This is a genomic window from Pseudomonadota bacterium, assembly GCA_016719885.1.
Taxonomy (GTDB): domain Bacteria; phylum Pseudomonadota; class Gammaproteobacteria.
Genome location: JADJYF010000005.1, coordinates 225,525 through 246,131, shown reverse-complemented (window position 1 = coordinate 246,131; position 20,607 = coordinate 225,525). Strand labels below are relative to the sequence as shown.

Annotated in this window: 20 protein-coding genes and 1 tRNA gene; 12 read left to right on the top strand and 9 right to left on the bottom strand. The window is 66.4% G+C overall.

What is annotated here, in order from left to right; genetic code table 11:
* The 6 genes from ybeY to pcnB are packed head-to-tail and all read right to left on the bottom strand — an operon-like array spanning position 1 to position 5,833.
* A complete protein-coding gene (ybeY, locus tag IPM80_06850) occupies positions 1-495 on the bottom strand; it encodes an rRNA maturation RNase YbeY (protein ID MBK8958142.1) in 495 nt (164 codons plus the stop codon).
* Positions 492-1,481 carry a PhoH family protein gene (locus IPM80_06845; GenBank protein MBK8958141.1) on the bottom strand — a complete coding sequence of 330 codons (990 nt, stop codon included), beginning with the start codon at positions 1,479-1,481 and terminating at the stop codon, positions 492-494. Before IPM80_06845 ends, ybeY begins: the two co-directional genes overlap by 4 nt.
* Positions 1,478-2,824, bottom strand: coding sequence for a tRNA (N6-isopentenyl adenosine(37)-C2)-methylthiotransferase MiaB (gene miaB, locus IPM80_06840; protein MBK8958140.1), 1,347 nt, complete (start codon positions 2,822-2,824; stop codon positions 1,478-1,480). Before miaB ends, IPM80_06845 begins: the two co-directional genes overlap by 4 nt.
* Before the next feature lie 29 nt (positions 2,825-2,853).
* Positions 2,854-3,720 (bottom strand): pantoate--beta-alanine ligase, encoded by an 867-nt coding sequence (locus IPM80_06835; protein MBK8958139.1) that lies wholly within the window; start codon positions 3,718-3,720, stop codon positions 2,854-2,856.
* Positions 3,717-4,244, bottom strand: a complete 528-nt coding sequence (gene folK / locus IPM80_06830; protein MBK8958138.1) for a 2-amino-4-hydroxy-6-hydroxymethyldihydropteridine diphosphokinase — start codon at positions 4,242-4,244, stop codon at positions 3,717-3,719. Before folK ends, IPM80_06835 begins: the two co-directional genes overlap by 4 nt.
* The gene (gene pcnB, locus IPM80_06825) at positions 4,244-5,833 is read right to left on the bottom strand and encodes a polynucleotide adenylyltransferase PcnB (GenBank protein ID MBK8958137.1); all 1,590 of its coding nucleotides are present in this window, start codon (positions 5,831-5,833) and stop codon (positions 4,244-4,246) included. Before pcnB ends, folK begins: the two co-directional genes overlap by 1 nt.
* Before the next feature lie 16 nt (positions 5,834-5,849).
* On the opposite strand from pcnB, the gene IPM80_06820 reads away from it, so the two are divergent.
* Positions 5,850-5,925, top strand: a tRNA-Glu gene (locus IPM80_06820).
* Here IPM80_06820 and IPM80_06815 read toward each other — a convergent pair.
* The gene (locus tag IPM80_06815) at positions 5,913-7,022 is read right to left on the bottom strand and encodes an alpha/beta hydrolase (protein MBK8958136.1); all 1,110 of its coding nucleotides are present in this window, start codon (positions 7,020-7,022) and stop codon (positions 5,913-5,915) included. The genes IPM80_06820 and IPM80_06815 overlap by 13 nt on opposite strands.
* Before the next feature lie 54 nt (positions 7,023-7,076).
* On the opposite strand from IPM80_06815, the gene IPM80_06810 reads away from it, so the two are divergent.
* Entirely contained in the window at positions 7,077-7,523 is a 447-nt protein-coding gene (locus IPM80_06810; protein ID MBK8958135.1) for an RDD family protein, read from the top strand.
* Here IPM80_06810 and lptG read toward each other — a convergent pair.
* Positions 7,489-8,553: an LPS export ABC transporter permease LptG gene (gene lptG, locus IPM80_06805; protein ID MBK8958134.1), complete on the bottom strand. Its 1,065-nt coding sequence runs from the start codon at positions 8,551-8,553 to the stop codon at positions 7,489-7,491. The two genes, IPM80_06810 and lptG, sit on opposite strands and share 35 nt — an antisense overlap.
* 205 nt (positions 8,554-8,758) lie before the next feature.
* Here lptG and IPM80_06800 point away from each other — a divergent pair, with 205 nt between their 5' ends.
* The 3 genes from IPM80_06800 to IPM80_06790 all read left to right on the top strand — a co-directional run bounded on the left by IPM80_06800 (position 8,759) and on the right by IPM80_06790 (position 13,742).
* Positions 8,759-10,246: a leucyl aminopeptidase gene (locus IPM80_06800; protein MBK8958133.1), complete on the top strand. Its 1,488-nt coding sequence runs from the start codon at positions 8,759-8,761 to the stop codon at positions 10,244-10,246.
* 3 nt (positions 10,247-10,249) lie between these two features.
* Complete coding sequence (locus IPM80_06795) at positions 10,250-10,678, top strand: DNA polymerase III subunit chi (protein MBK8958132.1); 429 nt, start codon at positions 10,250-10,252, stop codon at positions 10,676-10,678.
* A 307-nt stretch (positions 10,679-10,985) separates the two neighbouring features.
* Complete coding sequence (locus IPM80_06790) at positions 10,986-13,742, top strand: valine--tRNA ligase (protein MBK8958131.1); 2,757 nt, start codon at positions 10,986-10,988, stop codon at positions 13,740-13,742.
* A gap of 24 nt (positions 13,743-13,766) precedes the next feature.
* Here IPM80_06790 and IPM80_06785 read toward each other — a convergent pair whose 3' ends face one another.
* A complete protein-coding gene (locus tag IPM80_06785) occupies positions 13,767-13,997 on the bottom strand; it encodes a DUF2970 domain-containing protein (GenBank protein ID MBK8958130.1) in 231 nt (76 codons plus the stop codon).
* Positions 13,998-14,101: 104 nt separating this feature from the next.
* Here IPM80_06785 and cysE point away from each other — a divergent pair, with 104 nt between their 5' ends.
* The 7 genes from cysE to IPM80_06750 all read left to right on the top strand — a co-directional run bounded on the left by cysE (position 14,102) and on the right by IPM80_06750 (position 20,604).
* Positions 14,102-14,830 carry a serine O-acetyltransferase gene (cysE, locus tag IPM80_06780; GenBank protein MBK8958129.1) on the top strand — a complete coding sequence of 243 codons (729 nt, stop codon included), beginning with the start codon at positions 14,102-14,104 and terminating at the stop codon, positions 14,828-14,830.
* A 109-nt stretch (positions 14,831-14,939) separates the two neighbouring features.
* The gene (locus tag IPM80_06775; GenBank protein MBK8958128.1) at positions 14,940-15,410 is read left to right on the top strand and encodes a Fe-S cluster assembly transcription factor; all 471 of its coding nucleotides are present in this window, start codon (positions 14,940-14,942) and stop codon (positions 15,408-15,410) included.
* A gap of 21 nt (positions 15,411-15,431) precedes the next feature.
* A complete protein-coding gene (locus tag IPM80_06770) occupies positions 15,432-15,752 on the top strand; it encodes an iron-sulfur cluster assembly accessory protein (GenBank protein MBK8958127.1) in 321 nt (106 codons plus the stop codon).
* Between the two features lie 27 nt (positions 15,753-15,779).
* Positions 15,780-17,228 carry a Fe-S cluster assembly protein SufB gene (gene sufB / locus IPM80_06765; GenBank protein MBK8958126.1) on the top strand — a complete coding sequence of 483 codons (1,449 nt, stop codon included), beginning with the start codon at positions 15,780-15,782 and terminating at the stop codon, positions 17,226-17,228.
* A 30-nt stretch (positions 17,229-17,258) separates the two neighbouring features.
* Positions 17,259-18,011, top strand: coding sequence for a Fe-S cluster assembly ATPase SufC (sufC, locus tag IPM80_06760; GenBank protein ID MBK8958125.1), 753 nt, complete (start codon positions 17,259-17,261; stop codon positions 18,009-18,011).
* Positions 18,011-19,345, top strand: coding sequence for a Fe-S cluster assembly protein SufD (gene sufD / locus IPM80_06755; GenBank protein MBK8958124.1), 1,335 nt, complete (start codon positions 18,011-18,013; stop codon positions 19,343-19,345). The genes sufC and sufD overlap by 1 nt, the downstream gene beginning before the upstream one ends.
* A complete protein-coding gene (locus IPM80_06750) occupies positions 19,342-20,604 on the top strand; it encodes a cysteine desulfurase (GenBank protein MBK8958123.1) in 1,263 nt (420 codons plus the stop codon). The genes sufD and IPM80_06750 overlap by 4 nt, the downstream gene beginning before the upstream one ends.
* Positions 20,605-20,607 lie beyond the last annotated feature (3 nt).

Here is a 20,607-nt window from a genome sequence, read left to right as displayed (position 1 = left end):
TCAGGCGCGATACGGATCGGCAATGCCCATGGCCGCCAGTATCGCGCGTTCGTGTTGCTCCATGAGGGTTGCGCCTTCGTCGTCCTGGTGATCGAATCCGAGCAGGTGCAACACGCCGTGCACCGTGAGATGCGCCCAGTGGTGCGATGCCTGCTTGCCCTGCGCGCGGGCCTCGGCGCTCACCACCGGCGCGCACAGCACGATGTCACCAAGGAGATCGGGCGCGATGTCGGCGAGCCCCTCGGCGGCGAAGGACAACACGTTGGTCGCGTAATCGCGCTCGCGCCATTGGCGATTGAGCGCGCGCCCCTCGTCTTCATCCACCACGCGCAGCGTCACTTCGACCCGCGCGCGAAAGGCCGCGGCGGCGCGCGCCACGCACTCGGCGAAGAATGCCTGGTCCGGCACGCCGGCGGCCACGCTCTCCACCTGCAGTGCCAGGTCGACTTCGGCGAGCGGCGCCGAACCCACCTGCGCGAGACCCGCCGTCGTCATCCGTTGCGACGCTCGTCGTCGCGCTCGGCTTCGTTGTCGGCCTCGTGGATGGCGTAGGCATCGAGGATGCGTGCCACCAGCGTATGACGCACCACGTCCTTGGAGCGGAAGAACGTGAAACTGATGCCTTCCACGCCATCCAGCACGTCTATGACGTGTTTGAGACCCGAGGTGCGGCCGCGCGGCAGGTCGATCTGCGTGACGTCGCCCGTCACCACCGCCTTGGAGCCGAAGCCGATACGGGTCAGGAACATCTTCATCTGTTCGATGGTGGTGTTCTGCGCCTCGTCGAGAATGATGAACGACTCGTTCAAGGTGCGGCCGCGCATGAAGGCCAGCGGCGCCACTTCGATGATGTTGCGTTCGATGAGCTTGGCGACACGCTCGAAGCCGAGCATTTCATACAGGGCGTCGTACAGCGGGCGAAGATAGGGATCGATTTTCTGCGACATGTCGCCGGGCAGGAAGCCGAGCCGCTCGCCGGCTTCCACCGCCGGCCGTACCAGGCAGATGCGCCGCACCGAATCCGAATCGAGCGCCGCCACCGCGCTCGCCACCGCCAGGTAGGTCTTGCCGGTGCCGGCCGGGCCGATGCCGAAGCTGATGTCGAACTCGCGGATCGCATCGAGGTACTTGCGCTGGTTCACACCGCGCGCCTTGACCATGGTGCGCCGCGTGCGGATCGAACCCAGGCTGTCGTCGAATTCCTCTTCGCCGCTCATGTCGGCGTTGCGCAGTTCCAGGTGCACGTCGGCGCCGGTGATGGAGCGCGTGCCGGTCAGGCTGTAGAGCTGACGGATGACACGCTCGGTGACCACCACCACGTCGTGCTCGCCGACCAGCTTGAACTGGTTGCCGCGATTGCCGATCTCGACGCCGGTGCGGCGCTCCAGCAGGCGCAGGTTCTCGTCGAACTGGCCGCACAGGTTGGCGAGGCGCTCGTTGTCGGCCGGCTCCAGCGCGATTTCGATGGCGGCGGTGCTCATGCGCTGGCCTCGAGGGCGACACCCAGCCATTCGCCGCGCAGCGAGTTGGGCAGCGCGGCGCTGATGCGCACCTCGGCGAAATCGCCGATGAGATGCGCCGGCCCGGCGAAATTCACCACGCGGTTGTGCGCGGTGCGGGCCGCGAGCTCGCTTGCGTCCTTGCGCGCATGGCCGGTGACCAGCACGCGTTGCGTGGTGCCGACCATGGCGGCGTTGTATTCGTCCGCGAACTCGGTTATGCGCCGCTGCAGGATGGCGAGGCGATGCTGCTTCTCGTGCAGGCTGACGTCGTCCGGCAGCGCCGCCGCCGGCGTGCCCGGCCGCGCGCTGTAGATGAAGCTGAAGGACTGGTCGAAACGCAGCTCGTCGATGAAGGCCATGGTGCGGGCGAAATCCTCGTCGGTCTCGCCGGGAAAGCCGACGATGAAATCCGTGGAAATCAGGATGTCCGGCCGCGCTTCGCGCAGGCGACGGATGATGGATTTGTATTCGAGCGTGGTGTGGCCGCGCTTCATCAGCGCGAGGATGCGATCGGCGCCGCTCTGCACCGGCAAGTGCAGGTGGCTGACGAGCTCCGGCACCTCGGCGTAGGCCTGGATCAGGCGCGGCGTGAATTCGAGCGGATGCGAAGTGGTGAAGCGGATGCGCTCCACGCCGTCCACCGCCGCCACGTAACGAATGAGCGCGGCGAGATCGACCACCTGTCCGTCGTGGGTCGCACCGCGGTAGGCGTTGACGTTCTGGCCGAGCAACACCACTTCGCGCACGCCGGCGGCGGCGAGATCGACAATCTCGGTGATGACGTCGTCGAAGGGCCGGCTGAATTCTTCGCCGCGCGTGTAGGGCACGATGCAGAAGCTGCAGTACTTGCTACAGCCCTCCATGATCGAGACGAACGCGCTCGGGCCGTCGACGCGCGCCGGCGGCAGGTTGTCGAATTTCTCTATTTCGGGAAAGGAGATGTCGATCAGGCGGTTCGCGCCGCGCTCGACCTCGGCAATCATGGCCGGCAGTCGATGCAGGGTTTGCGGCCCGAACACCACGTCGACGTAGGGCGCGCGCTCCCAGATGAGTTCGCCCTCCTGGCTGGCGACGCAGCCGCCGACCGCGATGATGACGTTCGGATCGGCATCCTTCAGCGGCCGCCAGCGACCGAGTTCGGAGAACAGTTTTTCCTGCGCCTTCTCGCGCACCGAGCAGGTGTTCATGAGCAGGACGCGCGCCTGTTCGGGGCTGCCGACCGGCGTCAGACCGTGGCTGCGTTCGAGCAGGGCCAGCATCTTGCTCGAATCGTACTCGTTCATCTGGCAACCGAAGGTCTTGATGTAGACGCCCTTGTTCATGCCGTGGATTCCGCTGCTGGCGCCCGCGCTCAGGCCGCCAGCGGCTTGCTGAGCATCACGCGCACATTGTCGATGAGGCGCGCACCGCCCAGCCACGCGGCGGCCAAGATGATCAAGTCCTGGTCGCCGGCCTTGGGCAGTGACAGGTCGAGGGCGCTGCGCACGGAGATGTACTCGGGACGCATGCCGAGCGCGGTCAATTCCTCGACGCAACGCTGCTCGAGCGCGGCGATGCCCTGCGTCTGCTCGCGCAACTCGGTGGCGGCGCGGGTGAGGCTGGCGAAAATGCCGGCGGCAACCTGGCGCTCGGCGGGCTTCAAGTAGCTGTTGCGCGAACTCATGGCCAGGCCATCGGCTTCGCGAATGATCGGCATGCCGATGATCTTCACCGGGAACAGCAAGTCGCGGACCATGCGCCGGATGACCATCACCTGCTGGAAGTCCTTTTCACCGAACAGCGCGAAATCGGGCTGGGTGTTGATGAACAGCTTGCTGACGACCGTCGCCACGCCGGAGAAATGGCCGGGGCGGAATTCTCCGCACAGGATGTCGGACAGGGCCGGCACGGTGACGCGCGTGTCTTCCTCGATACCGCCCGGGTAGAGCTCGGCGAGGTTGGGCGCGAACAAGAGATCGAGACCGGCGGCTTCGAGCTTGGCGCGGTCGGCATCGAGGGTGCTCGGATAGCGCTCGTAATCTTCGCCACGTCCGAACTGGATGGGATTGACGAAAATGCTCACCACGCTGCGATCGGCAATCTCGCGGGCACGGGCCAACAGCGAGATGTGGCCGTCGTGCAGATTGCCCATGGTCGGCACCAGGGCGACGGTCAGGCCTTCACGGCGCCATTCACGCAAGGTCTCGCGCAGCGTCTTCAGATCGTAATTGGTAATCATCGGGTCGAAGATATCCGTGGCATGGAACGAGAGGGAGCGGGCATCGGCACCACGCTGGCGCGATCGACGGCGGCCAGCAAGGTGGCCAGCGCGGCGTGGCCCGGTATCGACACGTGGGGCGCGATTTCAGCCAGCGGCACCAGCACGAAGGCGCGCTCGGCAAGGCCCGGGTGCGGCACCGTCAGGTGATCCTCGTGGAGAACGCTGTCACCGTAGACCAAGAGGTCCAGGTCGATGGTGCGCGGTCCCCAGCGCTGACCGCTGCGGTCGCGGCCTTGCGCGCGTTCAATGGCCTGCATGGCGTCGAGCAGGGCGCGCGGCGCGAGACGGGTCTCGAGCGCCACCACCGCGTTCACGTAATCCGGCTGGTCCTTGGGCCCCATCGGTGGGTTGCGATAGAAACTCGAGACCGCGCGCAGCGAACAGTCGGGCAGCGCGGCGAGCGCGTCGATGGCCGTGGCGACCTGCGCGGCGGGATCATCGAGATTGCTGCCGAGGCCGATGTAGGCCGTGACGCTCTGCATCAGGCGCGCCGCTTGCGACGCCGACGGCGCTTGCCGCCACCCGGCGCGGGGCGTTCGTCCAGCGCGTTCAGCATGTTGTCGCGCTCGCTGTCGCTGGCGTCCTGGAAATCGGTCCACCAGTCGGCGCAGGCCGCCGCGTCGGCATCACCGGCTTCGGCGCGCAGCAGCAAGAAATCATAGGCGGCGCGGAAGCGCGGGTTTTCGATCGCGCGGCGCGCGCGCTTGGGCGAGAGGTCGACGAGGCGCGGCTGCATGGCCCAGATGTCACGCGTGACCTGCGTGAAACGCCGCGGCACGGCCAGGCGCGCCACCTGCTTGGCGATGACCTGGTCCGCGGCGAGACCGAGCGCATCCATGGGCTGCATGCCGTCGGCTTCGAGCTGTTGGCGGCGCTCTTCGAAGGCGTCCCACAGCAAGGCCGCGAGCAGGAAGGCCGGCGTCACGGACTTGCCCTCGGCGATGCGCTGGTCGGTGTTGTCCAGCGCGCGGCCGATGAGCGTGGCGGGAAAGCCCTCGTGCTCGTGGCTCAAGGCGATTTCGGTGAGCGGGAACAGGTGCTCGAAGAGATGATGATGGCGCAACGCCTCGAAGGTCTGCAGCGCATAGCCGCCGTGGAACAGCTTCAAGGCTTCATCGAACAATCGCGCCGACGAGATGGCGTCGAGCAGGTTGGCGAGTTTGGGCAAGGGTTTGGCGCAGGACGGGTCGAGGTTGAAACCGAGTTTCACCGCGAAGCGGATCGCGCGCAGCATGCGCACCGGGTCTTCGCGGTAGCGTTGCTCGGGGTCGCCGATGATGCGCAACACGCCTTTTTCCAGGTCTTCCACGCCGCCGACATAATCAATGACGCTGAAGTCGTGGATGTCGTAGTACAGACCGTTGACGGTGAAGTCGCGGCGCCACACGTCGTCTTCGATGTTGCCGTAAACGTTGTCGCGCAGGATGCGGCCTTCGTCGCTCATTTCGGCGTGGTCGCCATCGTCGTCGTCATGGGCGGCGCGGAACGTCGCCACTTCGATGATTTCGGGCCCGAAGCGCACGTGGGCGAGGCGGAAACGGCGGCCGATGAGACGGCAGTTGCGGAACAGCTCGCGCACCTGGTCGGGACTCGCGTCGGTGGCGACGTCGAAGTCCTTGGGCTCGCGACCGAGCAAGAGATCGCGCACGCCACCGCCGACCAGGCAGGCGCGGAAGCCGGCGCCGTCGAGTCGATACAGGACCTTCAGCGCGCTCGGCGAAATCATCTTGCGCGAAATGTTGTGCTCACTACGCGTGTAGATGCGCGGCGCAGCCCCGCGCGCGGGCACGGCTTGCTCGTTCTTGCGCTTGGAACGTGGGGGTGGGGAAACGGGGGCAGCGGCGGCGGCGGCCTTGGGCGTTGCACGCCCGGTGACCCGAGCGGCTGCGGCTCGAACCAGATCGATTAGGATGCTCAATGACTTCTCGGGATCATGTGTCCTGTGAGCGCGCCTGGGCTGTGACGGGCGACGGCGCGTGCCGCGTTGCGGAGCGCAGACAAGGGCCGAACGGATGTCGCCGGTCTGCGTCGTATCGCCACTGCCAACAGCGGCGCGCGGGTATGATACCATCCGCGCTGCCAAATACGCTCCCTTCGTCTAGTGGCCTAGGACATCGGCCTCTCACGCCGAGAACAGGGGTTCGACTCCCCTAGGGAGCGCCAACTCGCGCGCTCGTGCACTCACCCGTGCATGGCAGCATCGGCGCCGCCGCCAACACCGCCGGCGGCGCGACGCTCAGGTCGTCCTTCAGCCACACCACGTCCGCCAGCCGAAAGGCGCGGTCATCCCGCCCGGCATAACGCGCCGGTGACAGCGTGCCGCCGCGCGCGCGGGTCACCAGCATGGCGATGCCATAGGCCACCACGTCGGGCTGTTCGATATGGACCTGATGGCCCGCGCCGAGCGCCAGCAAATGGGCGGCGACCGAGCTCGAGGCCGCCAATTGCCCCTGCAGCTCGGCCCACAGGCGCTCGAAGGTCTGCTTGCGCGGCGTCATCTCGCCTTCCGTCCGGCCGCGCGACACCACCACCAGCGGCATGGCGCCGAGCGGCGGCGCGGCGCGCACTTCGGCGGCGCTGTCGCGAAAGCTCAGGAGTTCGGCCGACAGGGTGCGCCGGGTCTTCCAGCGCTGCGCCTGTTCGGCCACCTTGATACGCAGGCGCGGCGGCAACAGCGCGTTGACCGGCGGCTGGTCGCGGAACTGCACGATGCCGGCGCGGCTGCTGGGTGCGGTGACCATGTTGAGCGGCGGCGCTTCGAAGCGTTCCACCTGGTCGGGATGCGAGGCATCCACCAGCACCAGGCCGGCGCTGAGCGCGGGATAACGCCGCGCGAAGAGCTGCATGTTGTAGCCGCCGAAAGAATGGCCGGCCAACACGTAGGGCGGCGGCACGCCGGCGGTCTCCAACAGGTGCTTGAGCTCGGCGACGATGCGCGAACTGGTGCGGGGCAGGGGGCCGGTGTCGCTGCCGCCGTAGCCGGCGCGGTCGTAGGTACAGACCTTGGTCAGGCGCCGCAGGCGCTCGACCACGAACACCCACTCCAGCGACGAGCCACCAAGGCCGGCATCGAGGACGACAGCCGGCGCGCCGCGTCCGCTGCATTCGATGTGCAGACGGTAATCCTCGATGTAGATATCATGCGCGTCGCCGGTCGCCGCCCACGGCAGCGCCGCGTGCCCCAGCAGCCACAGGGCGACGCCGCGCCGTAACGCCCTGCCGAGCCGGCCTGCCTGAGATTGGAACGCCGCCTCGAGCATGCCTCGCTTCCCGGTGTGCCGCAGTTTGAACATAGCATAGAGCCCAGTCAGCGCGTGCCCGAAGTCGACAAACCCGTGCCCTTCCCGCGCCGCATGATGGCGGTACTGTACGACGCCATCGCGGTATTCACGGTGGTCTACTTCCTGTCTTTTATACCGGTGGTCGTGGCCGGCCGGATCATCGAACCCGGCAATCCCTTCATGAGCGCCTACGTGCTGGCGGTCATCTACGGCTATTTCGTCCTGTGCTGGACACGCGGCCGCACGCTCGGCATGCAGGCGTGGAAACTCGTCATCCTGGCGCAAGGCGCCGAACGACGCCCGACCCTGCGCGAGGCGAGCCTGCGCTTCGTCGGCGCGCTGGCGTGTTTCGCGCTCGGCGGCATCGGCTACCTGGCGGCCTTGTTCGACCGCGACCGACGCGCCTGGCACGACCGCTGGTCGCACACCCGCCTGGTGTTGCGCGTCACTGCGCGCGACGGTTCAAAAACAGCGCGATAGAAAACAGCAGCACGGTCGGCCCCAAGGCCGACAAGGCCGGCGGCATGCCGACCACGAGACCGAGATGCCGCGAGGTTTCATTCATGACGTGGAAGCCGAGACCGATCAGGGCGCCTACCAGGATGCGCCGACCGGCGCTCACCGAGCGCGACGCGCCCAGCACCAGCGGAATGGCGAGATAGACCATCACCGCCGCCGCCAGCGGGTAGCCGAGCTTGACCCATAGCGCATGCTTCCAGCGTTCGGCGCTCTGGCCGTTGCTCTCGACGAAGCGGACGTAGCGGAACAGGTCCAGCGACGACAGGGTGTCGGGATTGATGGCGACCAGGCCCAGCAGATCCGGATCCAACAGCGAATCCCAGCTCATCGTGTCGAGCTGGCGGGCGACCGGCGTCGGACCGCTGAAATCGGTCTGGCCGAGCTTTTCCAGCCGCCACTTGCCGTCGCGCACCTGTGCCGACGCGGCACGTGTCGAGCGCAGCAGCTTGTTGCCGTCGTCGAATTCCAGGATGCGGATGTCGCGGAAACGTTCGCCCGGCAGGATCTCGCGGATATTGATGTAGGCGTTGCCGTCGCGCGCCCAGAAGCCATGTTCCGAGGTCGAGGACGAGCGATCGGACGACGCCAGCGCGCGCAGTTCGCGGGCCTGGCCCTCGGCCGGCGGAAACACCACTTCTCCGACGAATACCGCCAGCGCCACCACCACCAGGCCGGCCTTCATGACCGACCACACCACCCGTTCGCGCGACACGCCGGCACAGCGGATCACGGTAATCTCGTTGCGTTCCATCATGCCACCGAGCCCCATCAGCGAGCCGAGCAGGGCGGCTATCGGAAACAGCTGGTAGGCGAGCCCCGGCAGGCGCAGCGCCACCACCGACACCGCCTGCGCGAGGCCGTAGCCGCCATGTCCGAGATCCTCGAGCTCGTCGAGGAAAGTGAAGAACGAAAAGATCGCCAGCAACACCACCAGCACCGTCAGGGTGGTGGCGATGACATTGCGCCGAATGTAGTTGTCGAGAATCTTCATGGCGGAACTGGCATGCGCCGCGAGGCGCTCCTGGCAGGGGCGAAAAGGGCGATTATGACCGTGCTCGGGCCGAGCGTCCCGCTCGCGCCGCGCTTTACGCCTCTCGACGCAAACGAATAAACTGCCGGCAGCCCGCGGGCGGCCAAGCTGGCCGGTTCCGACGCCGGGTCGCCTCCTCCGCAATCTTCTCACGGCGAGCAAAGCTATGGAATTTTCCGTCAAGCACGGGCAAGCGCGTAAGCAAAAAACCGCCTGCCTCATCGTCGGCGTGCATGCCGGTCGCACCTTGAGCGAACGCGCGGCCGATCTCGACAAGGCTTCGCGCGGCGCGCTGACGCGCCTGGTGCAGCGCGGCGACGTGAGCGGCAAGGTCGGCGAGGCATTGATGGTGCCCGAGGTCGGCGGCATCGACGCCGAACGCGTGTTGCTGCTCGGCGTCGGCAAGCGCGAAGGCGTGTCGGCCGAGGAGTACCAGAAGCTCATTTCCAAGGCCGCCGAAACGCTGAAAGCCGCCTCGCTGCGCAGCGGCATGAGCAGCTTGCTGGACGTGACGGTCAAGGGCCGCGACCTGCGCTGGGTGGTCGACCAGCACGTGTCGATATTCGCCGCCCAGGCTTACAAGTACACCGAGTTCAAATCCAAGCCCGACGGCCACGGCCTGACGCGCCTCGCGCTGCTGGTCGACGAAAAGAGCATGACCGATGTGCGTGCGGCGCTCGCGGTCGCGCGCGGCAAGGTCACCGGCACCAATCTCCTCAAGGACCTCGCCAACCGCCCGGCCAACCATTGCACGCCAAGCTACCTCGCCGAGCAGGCCGAGGCGCTCGCCGAGCAGCACGAGTCGCTCACCTGCAGCGTGCTCGAGCAGGCCGACATGGAAGCGCTGGGCATGGGCGCGCTGCTGTCGGTGGCGCGCGGCTCGCGCCAACCGGCCAAGCTCATCACCCTCGAATACAAGGGCCGCGATGACGGCGCCAAGCCCATCGTGCTGGTCGGCAAGGGCGTGACTTTCGATTCCGGCGGCATTTCCCTGAAGCCGGGGCCGGCCATGGACGAGATGAAATTCGACATGACCGGCGCCGCCAGCGTGCTGGGCGTGATGGCGGCGCTGGCCGAGATCGGCCCGGCCCTCAACGTGGTCGGCGTGGTGCCGGCCACCGAGAACCTGCCCGACGGCAACGCCAGCAAGCCCAGCGACGTGGTCACCAGCATGTCCGGCCAGACCATCGAGATCCTGAATACCGACGCCGAAGGGCGCCTGATCCTGTGCGACGCCCTGACCTACAGCGCGCGCTTCGAGCCCGATGTCGTGATCGATATCGCGACCCTGACCGGCGCCTGCGTGGTGGCGCTCGGCGACCAGGCCAGCGGCCTTTTGAGCAACAACGACGAACTGGCGGAAGCGCTGCTGGCGTCCGGCCAGCGCAGCGGCGACCGCGCCTGGCGCCTGCCGCTGTGGGACGAATACCAGAAACAGCTCGACAGCCCGGTGGCCGACATGGCCAATGTCGGCGGTCGCAACGCCGGCACCATCACCGCCGCCTGTTTCCTGGCGCGCTTCACCAAGGACTACCGCTGGGCGCACCTCGACATCGCCGGCACCGCCTGGGGCAGCGGCAAGAACAAGTACGCGACCGGTCGTCCCCTGCCCTTGCTCCTGGACTACATCCTGGCGCGAGCCGACCGCGCGTGAGCGATGACGCGCGTCGATTTCTACGTCATCGAGCCGCCCGCCGCGGCGGACCACGACCGCATGATGTGCCGCATCGTCGAAAAGGCCTGGCAACAAGGCCATGGGGTCTACGTCCAGTGTGAGGACGAGGCCCGCGCGCGGGCCTTCGACGACCTGTTGTGGCAGTTCCAGGACACGAGCTTCGTACCCCACGCGCTGGCCGCCGATGCCGGCGCCGACACCCGCGTGGTGGTCGGCTGCGCGGCGGTCGACAACCTGCAACCCGACGTGCTGGTCAACCTGGCGGCGGCCGTGCCGGAACTCGCCAGCCGCTACGCGCGCGTCATCGAATCGGCGGGCTACGATGACGCGACGCGCGGCGCGGCGCGCGCCCGCTACCGCTACTACCAGGACCGCGGCTTCGCGCTGAATACCCACAAGGTCAGCCGCTGACATGGCCGAGCGTGACGAACGCAGCAGGCCGACGCCGCCGCGGCTGGTCGAAGCGCCGGATGCACCGCGTCCGCCACGCTTGAGCGACGAGGTCGATATCGCCGCGCTGCGCGCCGCCACCCCGGCTCCACCCGCCCGTGACGCACAGCTCGCGAAGCTCTCCGAAGACATCAAACAGATGGTCAGCGCCGGCGTCGCCGCGGCGGTGGCCGAGATCAAGGCCGAATTGCAACGCGACCACCGCGCGCCGCCGGCGCCGGCCGACGTCGCCCCATCCGAACCGAAAGAAGTGAACAAGCCCATGGCAATGGACAAGACCTACGACCCGCGCAGCCTGGAACAGAGCCGCTACGAGCAATGGGAGCAGGCCGGCAATTTCGTGCCCAGCGGCCGCGGCGCGCCCTACTGCATCGCCCTGCCGCCGCCCAACGTGACCGGCAGCCTGCACATGGGCCATGCCTTCCAGGACACCTTGATGGACGCGCTGGTGCGCTATCACCGCATGTGCGGCGACAACACCCTGTGGCAATGCGGCACCGATCATGCCGGCATCGCCACGCAAATCGTGGTCGAACGCCAGCTCTCGCAGGCCGGTCAGTCGCGTCACGACCTGGGCCGCGAGCGTTTCGTCGAGGCGGTGTGGGAGTGGAAGGAGAAATCCGGCGGCACCATCACCCGCCAGTTGCGACGCATGGGCGCGGCCATGGACTGGAGCCGCGAGCGCTTCACCCTCGACGACGCGCTGTCGCGCAGCGTTCGCGAGGTGTTCGTCTCTTTGTATGGCGAAGGCCTCATCTACCGCGGCAAACGCCTGGTCAACTGGGACCCGGTGCTGCACACCGCCATCTCCGATCTGGAGGTGGTGGCGGAAGAAGAAGACGGCTTCATGTGGCACCTGCGCTACCCGCTGGCCGACGGCAGCGGCCACCTGGTGGTCGCCACCACCCGTCCCGAAACCATGCTCGGCGACGTCGCGGTGGCGGTTCACCCCGGTGACGATCGCTACCGGCGCTTCATCGGCAAGGACATTTTGCTGCCGCTCGCCGAGCGCAGCATTCCGATCATCGCCGACGAGTACGTCGACCCCGAATTCGGTTCCGGCTGCGTGAAAATCACGCCCGCCCACGATTTCAATGACTACGCGGTCGGCCACCGCCATGGTCTGCCGCTCATCAACATCTTCACCGACGACGCCGCCATCAACGACAACGCGCCGCAGCGCTTCCGCGGTCTCGACCGTTATGCTGCGCGCAAGCAGGTGGTGGCCGAACTGGAAGCGGCCGGCCTCCTGGTGCGTACCGACCCGCACAAGCTCATGGTGCCGCGCGGCGACCGCACCCAGGCGGTCATCGAGCCCTACCTCACCGACCAGTGGTTCGTGAAAATCCAGCCGCTCGCCGATCCCGCCATCGCGGCGGTCGAGGACGGTCGCATCCGCTTCATTCCCGAGAACTGGGCCAAGACCTATTTCGAGTGGATGCGCAACATCGAGGACTGGTGCATCAGCCGCCAGCTGTGGTGGGGTCACCGCATCCCGGCCTGGTACGACGAGGCCGGCAATATATATGTCGGTCATGACGAGGCCGATGCGCGGGCGCGCGGCGGTATCGGCGCGGACGTTTTGCTGCGCCAGGACGAAGACGTGCTGGACACCTGGTTCTCGTCCGCGCTGTGGCCGTTCTCGACCCTGGGCTGGCCGGACAAGACGCCGGAACTCGCGACCTTCTACCCGACCAGCGTGCTGGTGACGGGCTTCGACATCATCTTTTTCTGGGTTGCCCGCATGATCATGATGGGCATCAAGTTCATGGGCGACGTGCCGTTCCGCGAGGTCTACATCCATGGCCTGGTGCGCGACGCCGACGGCAACAAGATGTCGAAGTCCAAGGGCAACATCCTCGACCCCATCGACCTCATCGACGGCGTCGACATCGAGACCCTGGTCGCCAAGCGCACCACCGGCTTGATGCGTCCCGAAGACGCGCCGCGCATCGAGGCCGACACCCGCCGCCAGTATCCCCAGGGTATCGCCCCCCACGGCACCGACGCGCTGCGCTTCACGTTCGCGGTGATGGCGACCCAGGGCCGCGACATCCGCTTCGACCTCGGCCGCATCGGCGGCTACCGCAATTTCTGCAACAAGATCTGGAATGCTGCGCGTTTCGTGCTGATGGTGTGCGAGCAGCATCGCGGCGACACGCCGCCGGCGGCGCGGGTCAGCGGCATGCCCGAGCGCTGGATCAGGAGCCAGTTCGGCGCCGCCATCACCCGTGTACGCGAAGGGTTTGCCGATTATCGCTTCGACCTCGGCGCGCAGGCCTTGTACGACTTCGTCTGGGACGAATACTGCGACTGGTACATCGAAATGGCCAAGGTCACGCTCTACGACGAGCAGGCGACCCAGGCGGAAAAGGACGGCGTGTGCGCGACCCTCATCGAAGTGCTGGACGGCCTGCTGCGCGCGCTGCATCCCTTCATGCCCTTCATCACCGAGGAGATCTGGCTCAAGCTCGGCGCCCTGACCGGCAATCCGGCCGCCACCATCATGAACGAGCCCTATCCCGGCGCCGAGCAGTTCAGCGCCGCGCCGGCCGACGAACTGGTGTGCGCGTGGCTCAAGGAATTCGTGCTGGGCGTGCGGCGCATCCGCGCCGAGTACGACATCGAGCCGTCCGCGCGCCTGCCGGTTTTCAGTCGCGAGGGCAGCGCCACCGAACAGGCCTGGCTCGCCGCGCATCACCGCATCATCGAACAGCTTGCGCGTACCCAGCCGGTGGTGACGGCGCCACCCGCCCCGGGCGACGTGGCGACCGCGCTGGCGGGCGGCATGACGGTGCTGGTGCCCCTCAGCGATCTCATCGACAAGGACGCCGAACTCGCCCGCGTCAGCAAGGAGCTCGAGCGCCTGGAAGGTGAAATCGCCCGTGCCCAGGCCAAGCTCGACAACGCTTCGTTCGTCGAACGGGCGCCGGCGGCGGTGGTGAACAAGGAGCGTGAGCGCTTGGCCGAGGCCGGCAGCGCGGCGGAAAAGCTGCGCGAGCAGGTGGCCAGACTGCGGGCTTGAACGGACCGGCTGGCGGCGCCGCCGTCAGCCGGTGGCCAGATGCAGGATGAGCTTGACCGCGAAATACACGATATTCACAAACAGAATCGTGGCAATCAGACCGACCACGATATACTGCTTTGCCGTGCCCCGTGAGAAATCACGGGCGTGATTACGCGAACTTTGAACGCCGAGCAGCGCCGCCATGATGCTGCCCACCACCTCGCGCAGTGACAGGGGGGGTTGCTTGTCGGAATTCGGGTTGGAGTCGGTCATGGGCGCGGATGGTCGTCGTGGTCGGCTGCGGAGGTGGACAGCGGGGTAGTTCCCCGGTTCATCGGGTCGGCTGTAGTTGTGGGTACCAAGCTGGAGCACTCATCATGCTGGAGCGTATCAGAGAAGACGTAAGCAGCGTATTCGAGCGTGACCCGGCCGCGCGTCACACGCTCGAGATCCTGACCTGCTATCCCGGCGTGCACGCGGTGCTGATCCACCGCGTGAGCCACAAGCTGTGGCGGGCGGGACTGAAATGGGCGGCGCGCTTCCTGTCCCATGTCGGGCGCTTCCTGACCGGCATCGAGATCCATCCCGGCGCGACCATCGGCCGACGGTTCTTCATCGACCATGGCATGGGCGTGGTCATCGGCGAGACCGCCGAAATCGGTGACGACTGCACGCTCTATCATGGCGTGACCCTGGGCGGCACCACCTGGGAGAAGGGCAAGCGCCATCCGACCCTCGAAAACGGCGTGGTGATCGGCGCCGGGGCCAAGGTCCTGGGTCCGCTGACGGTCGGCGCCAATGCCCGCATCGGCTCCAACGCGGTGGTGGTGCGCGACGTGCCGGCCAACGCCACGGTGGTCGGCATCCCGGGCCGGGTCGTGCAGGCGGTCGACGAGAAATTCCGCCAGCGCGCCGAAACCGCGCGCAAGCTCGGCTTCGATGCCTACGGCCAGGTGCCCAACATGCCCGACCCGGTGTCGCAGGCCCTCGACTCCCTCCTTGACCACGCGCGCGACGCCGAACTCGAGATCGCCGAATTGCGCAATCGGGTCGAGTCGGCCGAGACCACGGCCCGTAACGCCCGCGACCTGCCCGTCGAACCCTGAGGTCTATGCCTCGCCTACGGAATACTTGACCGATTTAGTCGGAGACGTGACAATTGCCTAGTGTTTTACTCGGATAACTTTCCGAGGATACCCTAGGAGGTACGGCCCGATGAGACTCACGACACGCGGAAGATATGCCGTTACGGCGATGTTGGACCTGGCTCTGCACTACGACCGCGGGCCGGTTTCCCTCGCGGAGATTGCCGAGCGGCAGGGCATCTCCCAGTCCTACCTCGAACAGCTTTTTGCCCGCCTGCGCCGTAACGGCCTGGTGGACGGCATGCGCGGTCCGGGCGGCGGCTACAAGCTCGGCCGGCCGGGCTCGGCGATTTCCGTGGCGGACGTCATCGACGCGGTCAATGAAACGGTCGACGCCACGCGCTGCGCGGGGCGACGCAACTGCCACGGCGAACAGCGCTGCCTGACCCACGATTTGTGGGAGAATCTCTCGACTCAGATCCGCGATTTCCTGGCCAGCGTCAGCCTCGACCAGCTGGTGCGGGAAAAGGGCAACGTACAGCCCTTGCATCGTCTGAAGGAAAACCCGCTCGGCGAGCTGCGTTCCGAAGCGGCCGTCTGAGCCCACTGGCGGATTACAACCATGGCTATCACCCTGACCGAGCGCGCCGCCAACCGCGTGCGCGACTTCATGAGCCGCGAGCAGGCGGCCGGCCTGCGCCTGGCGGTCAAACCGACGGGCTGTTCCGGCTACATGTACGTGGTCGAAATGGCCAAGGACGTCCTCGACCAGGACGAGGTGTTCGAATCCCACGGCGTGCCGGTGGTGGTCGACGCGCAGAGCCTCAAGTACCTGGACGGCACGGAAGTCGATTTCGCGCGCGACGGCCTCAACGAAGGCTTCCGCTTTGCCAACCCCAACGTCGCCGCCACCTGTGGTTGCGGCGAAAGCTTCAGCCTCTGAACGGCGCTTGTTAAGGACCCCACATCAATGGCGAGCAACGCCCAGGATGTCGCCGAATTCGTCGACCGCCATTACGAAGCCGGCTTTGTCACCGATATCGAATCGGATACCGTTCCGCCCGGCCTGAACGAAGACGTCATTCGCCTCATCTCGGCGAAGAAAGAAGAACCGGAGTGGATGCTCGAATGGCGGCTCAAGGCCTTCGCGCGCTGGAAGACCATGCGCGAGCCGAACTGGGCCCATGTGCATTACCCGCCCATCGATTTCCAGGCGATCTCGTATTACGCGGCGCCGAAGTCGGCCAAGGACAAGCCGCAGAGCCTGGATGAGGTCGATCCGAAGCTGCTCGAGACCTACGAGAAGCTCGGCATTCCGCTCGAAGAGCAGAAGATGCTGGCCGGCGTGGCGGTCGACGCGGTGTTCGACAGCGTGTCCGTGCACACGAGTTTCCGCGGCAAGCTGGCCGAAGTCGGCGTGATCTTCTGCTCGTTCTCCGAAGCGGTACGCGAACATCCGGAACTGGTGCGCAAGTACCTGGGCTCGGTGGTGCCGGTCAGCGACAACTACTACGCGGCCCTGAACTCGGCGGTGTTCTCCGACGGTTCTTTCGTCTACATCCCCAAGGGCACGCGCTGCCCGATGGAGCTGTCGACCTATTTCCGCATCAACGCCATGAACACCGGCCAGTTCGAACGCACACTGGTCATAGCCGACGAGGGCGCCTACGTCAGCTACCTGGAAGGCTGCACCGCGCCGATGCGTGACGAAAACCAGTTGCACGCGGCGGTGGTCGAGCTGGTCGCGCTCGACGATGCGTCCATCAAGTACTCGACGGTGCAGAACTGGTATCCCGGCGACGCCGAAGGGCGCGGCGGCATCTACAACTTCGTCACCAAGCGCGGCGACTGCCGCGGCGCGCGTTCGAAGATCTCGTGGACGCAGGTCGAGACCGGCTCGGCCATCACCTGGAAATACCCGAGCTGCGTGTTGAAAGGCGAGAACTCGGTCGGCGAGTTTTATTCCGTGGCACTGACCAACAACCTGCAGCAGGCCGACACCGGCACCAAGATGGTTCACCTCGGTCGCGGCACCAAGAGCACCATCGTGTCCAAGGGCATCTCCGCCGGTCGCAGCCAGAATGCCTACCGCGGCCTGGTGCGCATCGCCGCCGGCGCCGAAGGCGCGCGCAATTACACCCAGTGCGATTCGCTGCTGCTCGGATCCAAGTGCGGCGCGCACACCTTTCCCTATATCGAATGCAAGAGCCCGTCGGCGGTGGTCGAGCACGAGGCCTCCACCTCCAAGATCAGCGACGACCAGTTGTTCTACCTGCGCAGCCGCGGCATCAAGCAGGAAGATGCGGTCAACATGATCGTCAACGGTTTCTGCAAGGAAGTGTTCAAGGAACTGCCGATGGAATTCGCGGTGGAAGCGCAGAAGCTGCTCGGCATCAGTCTCGAAGGGGCGGTCGGCTGAGGCCGGCGCGCACTGCTTACGGAAATCGAAATGCTCGAAATCAAGAATCTCCACGTTGAAGTCGCCGGCACCGAGATCCTGCGCGGCCTGAATCTCACCATCGGCGCCGGCGAGACCCATGCGATCATGGGGCCGAACGGCTCGGGCAAGAGCACGCTGTCCCATGTGCTCGCCGGTCGTGACGGCTATACCGTGACCGCCGGCTCGGTGACGTTCAATGGCAAATCCTTGCTCGACCTCGAACCCGAGGAGCGTGCCGGCGAAGGCGTGTTCCTGGCCTTCCAGTACCCGATAGAAATTCCGGGCGTGAACAACGTCTACATGCTGAAGGCTGCGTTGAACGGCATACGCAGCTATCGCGGCGAGAAGGAATTGAGCGCGGTGGAGTTCTTGAAAGTGGTCAAGCAGCGCGTCAAGGCCATCGGCCTCGACGACAGCCTGCTCAACCGGCCGGTCAATTCCGGCTTCTCGGGCGGCGAGAAGAAGCGCAACGAGATCTTCCAGATGAGCGTGCTCGAGCCGCGCCTGGCGATCCTCGACGAAACCGATTCGGGGCTCGACATCGATGCCTTGAAGACCGTTTCGGAAGGCGTCAACGCACTGCGCGACGGCAAGCGCTCGTTCATGGTCATCACCCATTACCAGCGCCTGCTCGACTACATCGTGCCCGATCACGTACACGTGCTGGCCAAGGGCCGCATCATCAAATCCGGCCCCAAGGAACTGGCGCTCGAACTCGAAGCGCGCGGTTACGACTGGTTGCTGGAAGAGGCGGCGGCCTGATGGCGGCGTTGGCCATGGTGGCAGGCGCGGCGCTGGCTGCGCTCGACGCGGCGCCGGGTGCCGCGCGTAGTCAGCGCCTTGGCGCACTGCGCTTGGCCGCGGCGGCGCGCGTCAGGGAAGAAGGCCTGCCGACGGTCGCCGACGAGCACTGGAAATACACCAATGTCAGCCGCCTCGGCGAGCGCGCCTTGCGCGCGGCCTCGGCGCACGACGGCGCGGGAGTCTCGGCCACTGATCTCGGCGCGCTGCGCCTGTCCAGCGACGGCGCGCTGCGCGTGGTGCTGGTCAATGGCTGCGTGCGCGCCGAACTCGGAGACCTCGGCGCGCTGCCCAAGGGTATGCGCGTGCGCAGCATGGCCGCGCTGCTCGAGCATGATCCGGAGCGGCTTGCCGCGCTGCTCGATACCGACGTCGAAGCGGGCAGCACCTTCCAGGCCTTGAACACCGCCCTGCTCGGCGATGGCGTGGTGATCGAACTCGACAACGACGTGGTAGTGCGTGAACCCCTGCATGTCGTGATGCTGGGCGCCGCCAGCGATCTGCTGCGCGTGCCGCGCGTGCTGGTGCGCGCCGGCCGCCACAGCGAGCTGCGCCTGGTTGAAGAATACGTGAGCCTCGATGGCGCCAGCGGCTTCACCAACAGCGTATGCGAGGCGACGCTCGGCGCCGGCGCCACCCTGTTTCACCACCGTCTCGCCAACGAGGCCTTGCACAACAACCACGTCGGACGCGTGGCCGTGCAGGTGGAGGAACACGGCAACTACGTGTCGGACTCGCTGGCCTTCGGCGGCGATCTGACGCGCGTCGACATCGACGTGAACCTGGTCGGGCGTGGCGCGCGCTGCCGTCTGAACGGCCTGTTCGTGGCCGACGGCCAACAGCACGTCGATCATCACACCCGCATCGAACACCGCGTCGGGGATACGCACAGCGCCGAGCTCTATCGCGGCATACTCGACGGCCGCAGCCGCGGCGTGTTCAACGGCAAGGTGCTGGTGGCGCGCGACGCCCAGCAGATCACCGCGCAACAGGCCAGCAACAACCTGCTGTTGTCGCGACATGCGGAAATCGACACCAAGCCGGAACTGGAAATCTACGCCGATGACGTGAGCTGCTCGCATGGCGCGACCGTGGGCGAGCTCGATGCGGCGGCGCTGTTCTACCTGCGCTCGCGCGGTGTGCCGGCGGCCGACGCGCGCGCGCTGCTGACCTACGCCTTTGCCGAGAAAATCGTCGACGAGATCCCGCTGCCCGGGGTGCGTCGCTGGCTCGAAACACGCTTTCTCGGCCACACCCAACTCAGTCAATTGCACAGTTCGCTGGAATCGCCGTGAACGCCACACCCGCCCTCGACGACCGGTCGAGATCCGCTCCTTTCGACGTCGAGCGCGTGCGCCGCGACTTTCCCATCCTTGCGCGCAAGGTGAACGGCAAGCCGCTGGTGTATGCCGACAATGCCGCCACCACCCACAAGCCGAAGGTGGTGATCGATCGTCTGCGGCATTATTACGAGTTCGAGAACGCCAATATCCATCGCGGCGTGCACACCCTGAGCGCCGAGGCGACCGCCGCCCATGAGCAGGCGCGCGCGACCGTGCAGCGCTTCATCAATGCGCGCGATTCGCGCGAAGTCATCTTCACGCGCGGCACCACCGAGTCCATCAACCTGGTCGCGCAGACCTGGGGCCGTGCCAATCTGCGTGCCGACGACGAGATCCTGGTATCGGCGCTCGAGCACCACGCCAACATCGTGCCGTGGCAAATGTTGTGCGAACAGACCGGCGCCCGGCTGCGGGTCGCGCCCATCGATGCGCGCGGCGAAATCGACATGGCCAAGTTCGAGACGCTGCTGTCCTCGCGCACGCGCCTGGTGGCGGTCGCACATATTTCCAATGCGCTCGGCACCATCAATCCGGTCGAGAGAATCGTCGAGCTCGCGCATCAGGCCGGCGCCGTGGTGCTGGTCGACGGCGCGCAGTCGATCATCCATTGCGCCATCGACGTGCAGGCGCTCGGCTGCGACTTTTTCGCGTTCTCCGGCCACAAGGCGCTGGGTCCTAGCGGTATCGGCGCACTGTATGGCCGCGCCGAACTGCTGGAATCCATGCCGCCCTACCAGGGCGGCGGCGACATGATCAAGGTCGTCACGTTCGAACGCACCGAGTACAACGACATCCCGTTCCGCTTCGAAGCCGGCACGCCCTTCATCGAAGGCGCGCTCGGCATGGCGAGCGCGCTGGAATACTTCGCGGCGCTGGACCTGCCGGCCGTGCTCGTGCACGAGGCTCGGCTGCAGGCGACCGCCACGGCACGCGCCGAGGCGGTGCCGGGCTTGCGCATCATCGGCCAGGCCGCGCACAAGGCGGCGGTGGTGTCGTTCGAAATCGAAGGGGTTCACCCGCAGGACCTCGGCACCTTGCTCGATCACCACGGCGTCGCCATCCGTACCGGCCATCATTGCGCGATGCCGGTCATGCAGTTTTTCGGCGTGGTCGGCACGGCCCGCGCGTCCTTTGCGCTGTACAACACGGTCGCCGAGGTCCATGCGGTGTTCGACGCCATCGACAAAGTCCTGCCCATGTTGAGGGCGTGAGCG

Excerpts from the sequence above, each read along its gene's own strand:
- IPM80_06845 (MBK8958141.1), bottom strand. The coding sequence starts at position 1,481 with ATGAGCACCGCCGCCATCGAAATCGCGCTGGAGCCGGCCGACAACGAG.
- ybeY (MBK8958142.1), bottom strand. The coding sequence starts at position 495 with ATGACGACGGCGGGTCTCGCGCAGGTGGGTTCGGCGCCGCTCGCCGAA.
- IPM80_06790 (MBK8958131.1), top strand. The coding sequence starts at position 10,986 with ATGGACAAGACCTACGACCCGCGCAGCCTGGAACAGAGCCGCTACGAG.
- miaB (MBK8958140.1), bottom strand. The coding sequence starts at position 2,824 with ATGAACAAGGGCGTCTACATCAAGACCTTCGGTTGCCAGATGAACGAG.
- sufD (MBK8958124.1), top strand. The coding sequence starts at position 18,011 with ATGGCGGCGTTGGCCATGGTGGCAGGCGCGGCGCTGGCTGCGCTCGAC.
- IPM80_06795 (MBK8958132.1), top strand. The coding sequence starts at position 10,250 with ATGACGCGCGTCGATTTCTACGTCATCGAGCCGCCCGCCGCGGCGGAC.
- IPM80_06835 (MBK8958139.1), bottom strand. The coding sequence starts at position 3,720 with ATGATTACCAATTACGATCTGAAGACGCTGCGCGAGACCTTGCGTGAA.
- lptG (MBK8958134.1), bottom strand. The coding sequence starts at position 8,553 with ATGAAGATTCTCGACAACTACATTCGGCGCAATGTCATCGCCACCACC.
- IPM80_06785 (MBK8958130.1), bottom strand. The coding sequence starts at position 13,997 with ATGACCGACTCCAACCCGAATTCCGACAAGCAACCCCCCCTGTCACTG.
- IPM80_06770 (MBK8958127.1), top strand. The coding sequence starts at position 15,432 with ATGGCTATCACCCTGACCGAGCGCGCCGCCAACCGCGTGCGCGACTTC.
- IPM80_06800 (MBK8958133.1), top strand. The coding sequence starts at position 8,759 with ATGGAATTTTCCGTCAAGCACGGGCAAGCGCGTAAGCAAAAAACCGCC.
- sufB (MBK8958126.1), top strand. The coding sequence starts at position 15,780 with ATGGCGAGCAACGCCCAGGATGTCGCCGAATTCGTCGACCGCCATTAC.
- pcnB (MBK8958137.1), bottom strand. The coding sequence starts at position 5,833 with ATGGTATCATACCCGCGCGCCGCTGTTGGCAGTGGCGATACGACGCAG.
- cysE (MBK8958129.1), top strand. The coding sequence starts at position 14,102 with ATGCTGGAGCGTATCAGAGAAGACGTAAGCAGCGTATTCGAGCGTGAC.
- IPM80_06815 (MBK8958136.1), bottom strand. The coding sequence starts at position 7,022 with ATGCTCGAGGCGGCGTTCCAATCTCAGGCAGGCCGGCTCGGCAGGGCG.
- IPM80_06775 (MBK8958128.1), top strand. The coding sequence starts at position 14,940 with ATGAGACTCACGACACGCGGAAGATATGCCGTTACGGCGATGTTGGAC.
- folK (MBK8958138.1), bottom strand. The coding sequence starts at position 4,244 with ATGCAGAGCGTCACGGCCTACATCGGCCTCGGCAGCAATCTCGATGAT.
- sufC (MBK8958125.1), top strand. The coding sequence starts at position 17,259 with ATGCTCGAAATCAAGAATCTCCACGTTGAAGTCGCCGGCACCGAGATC.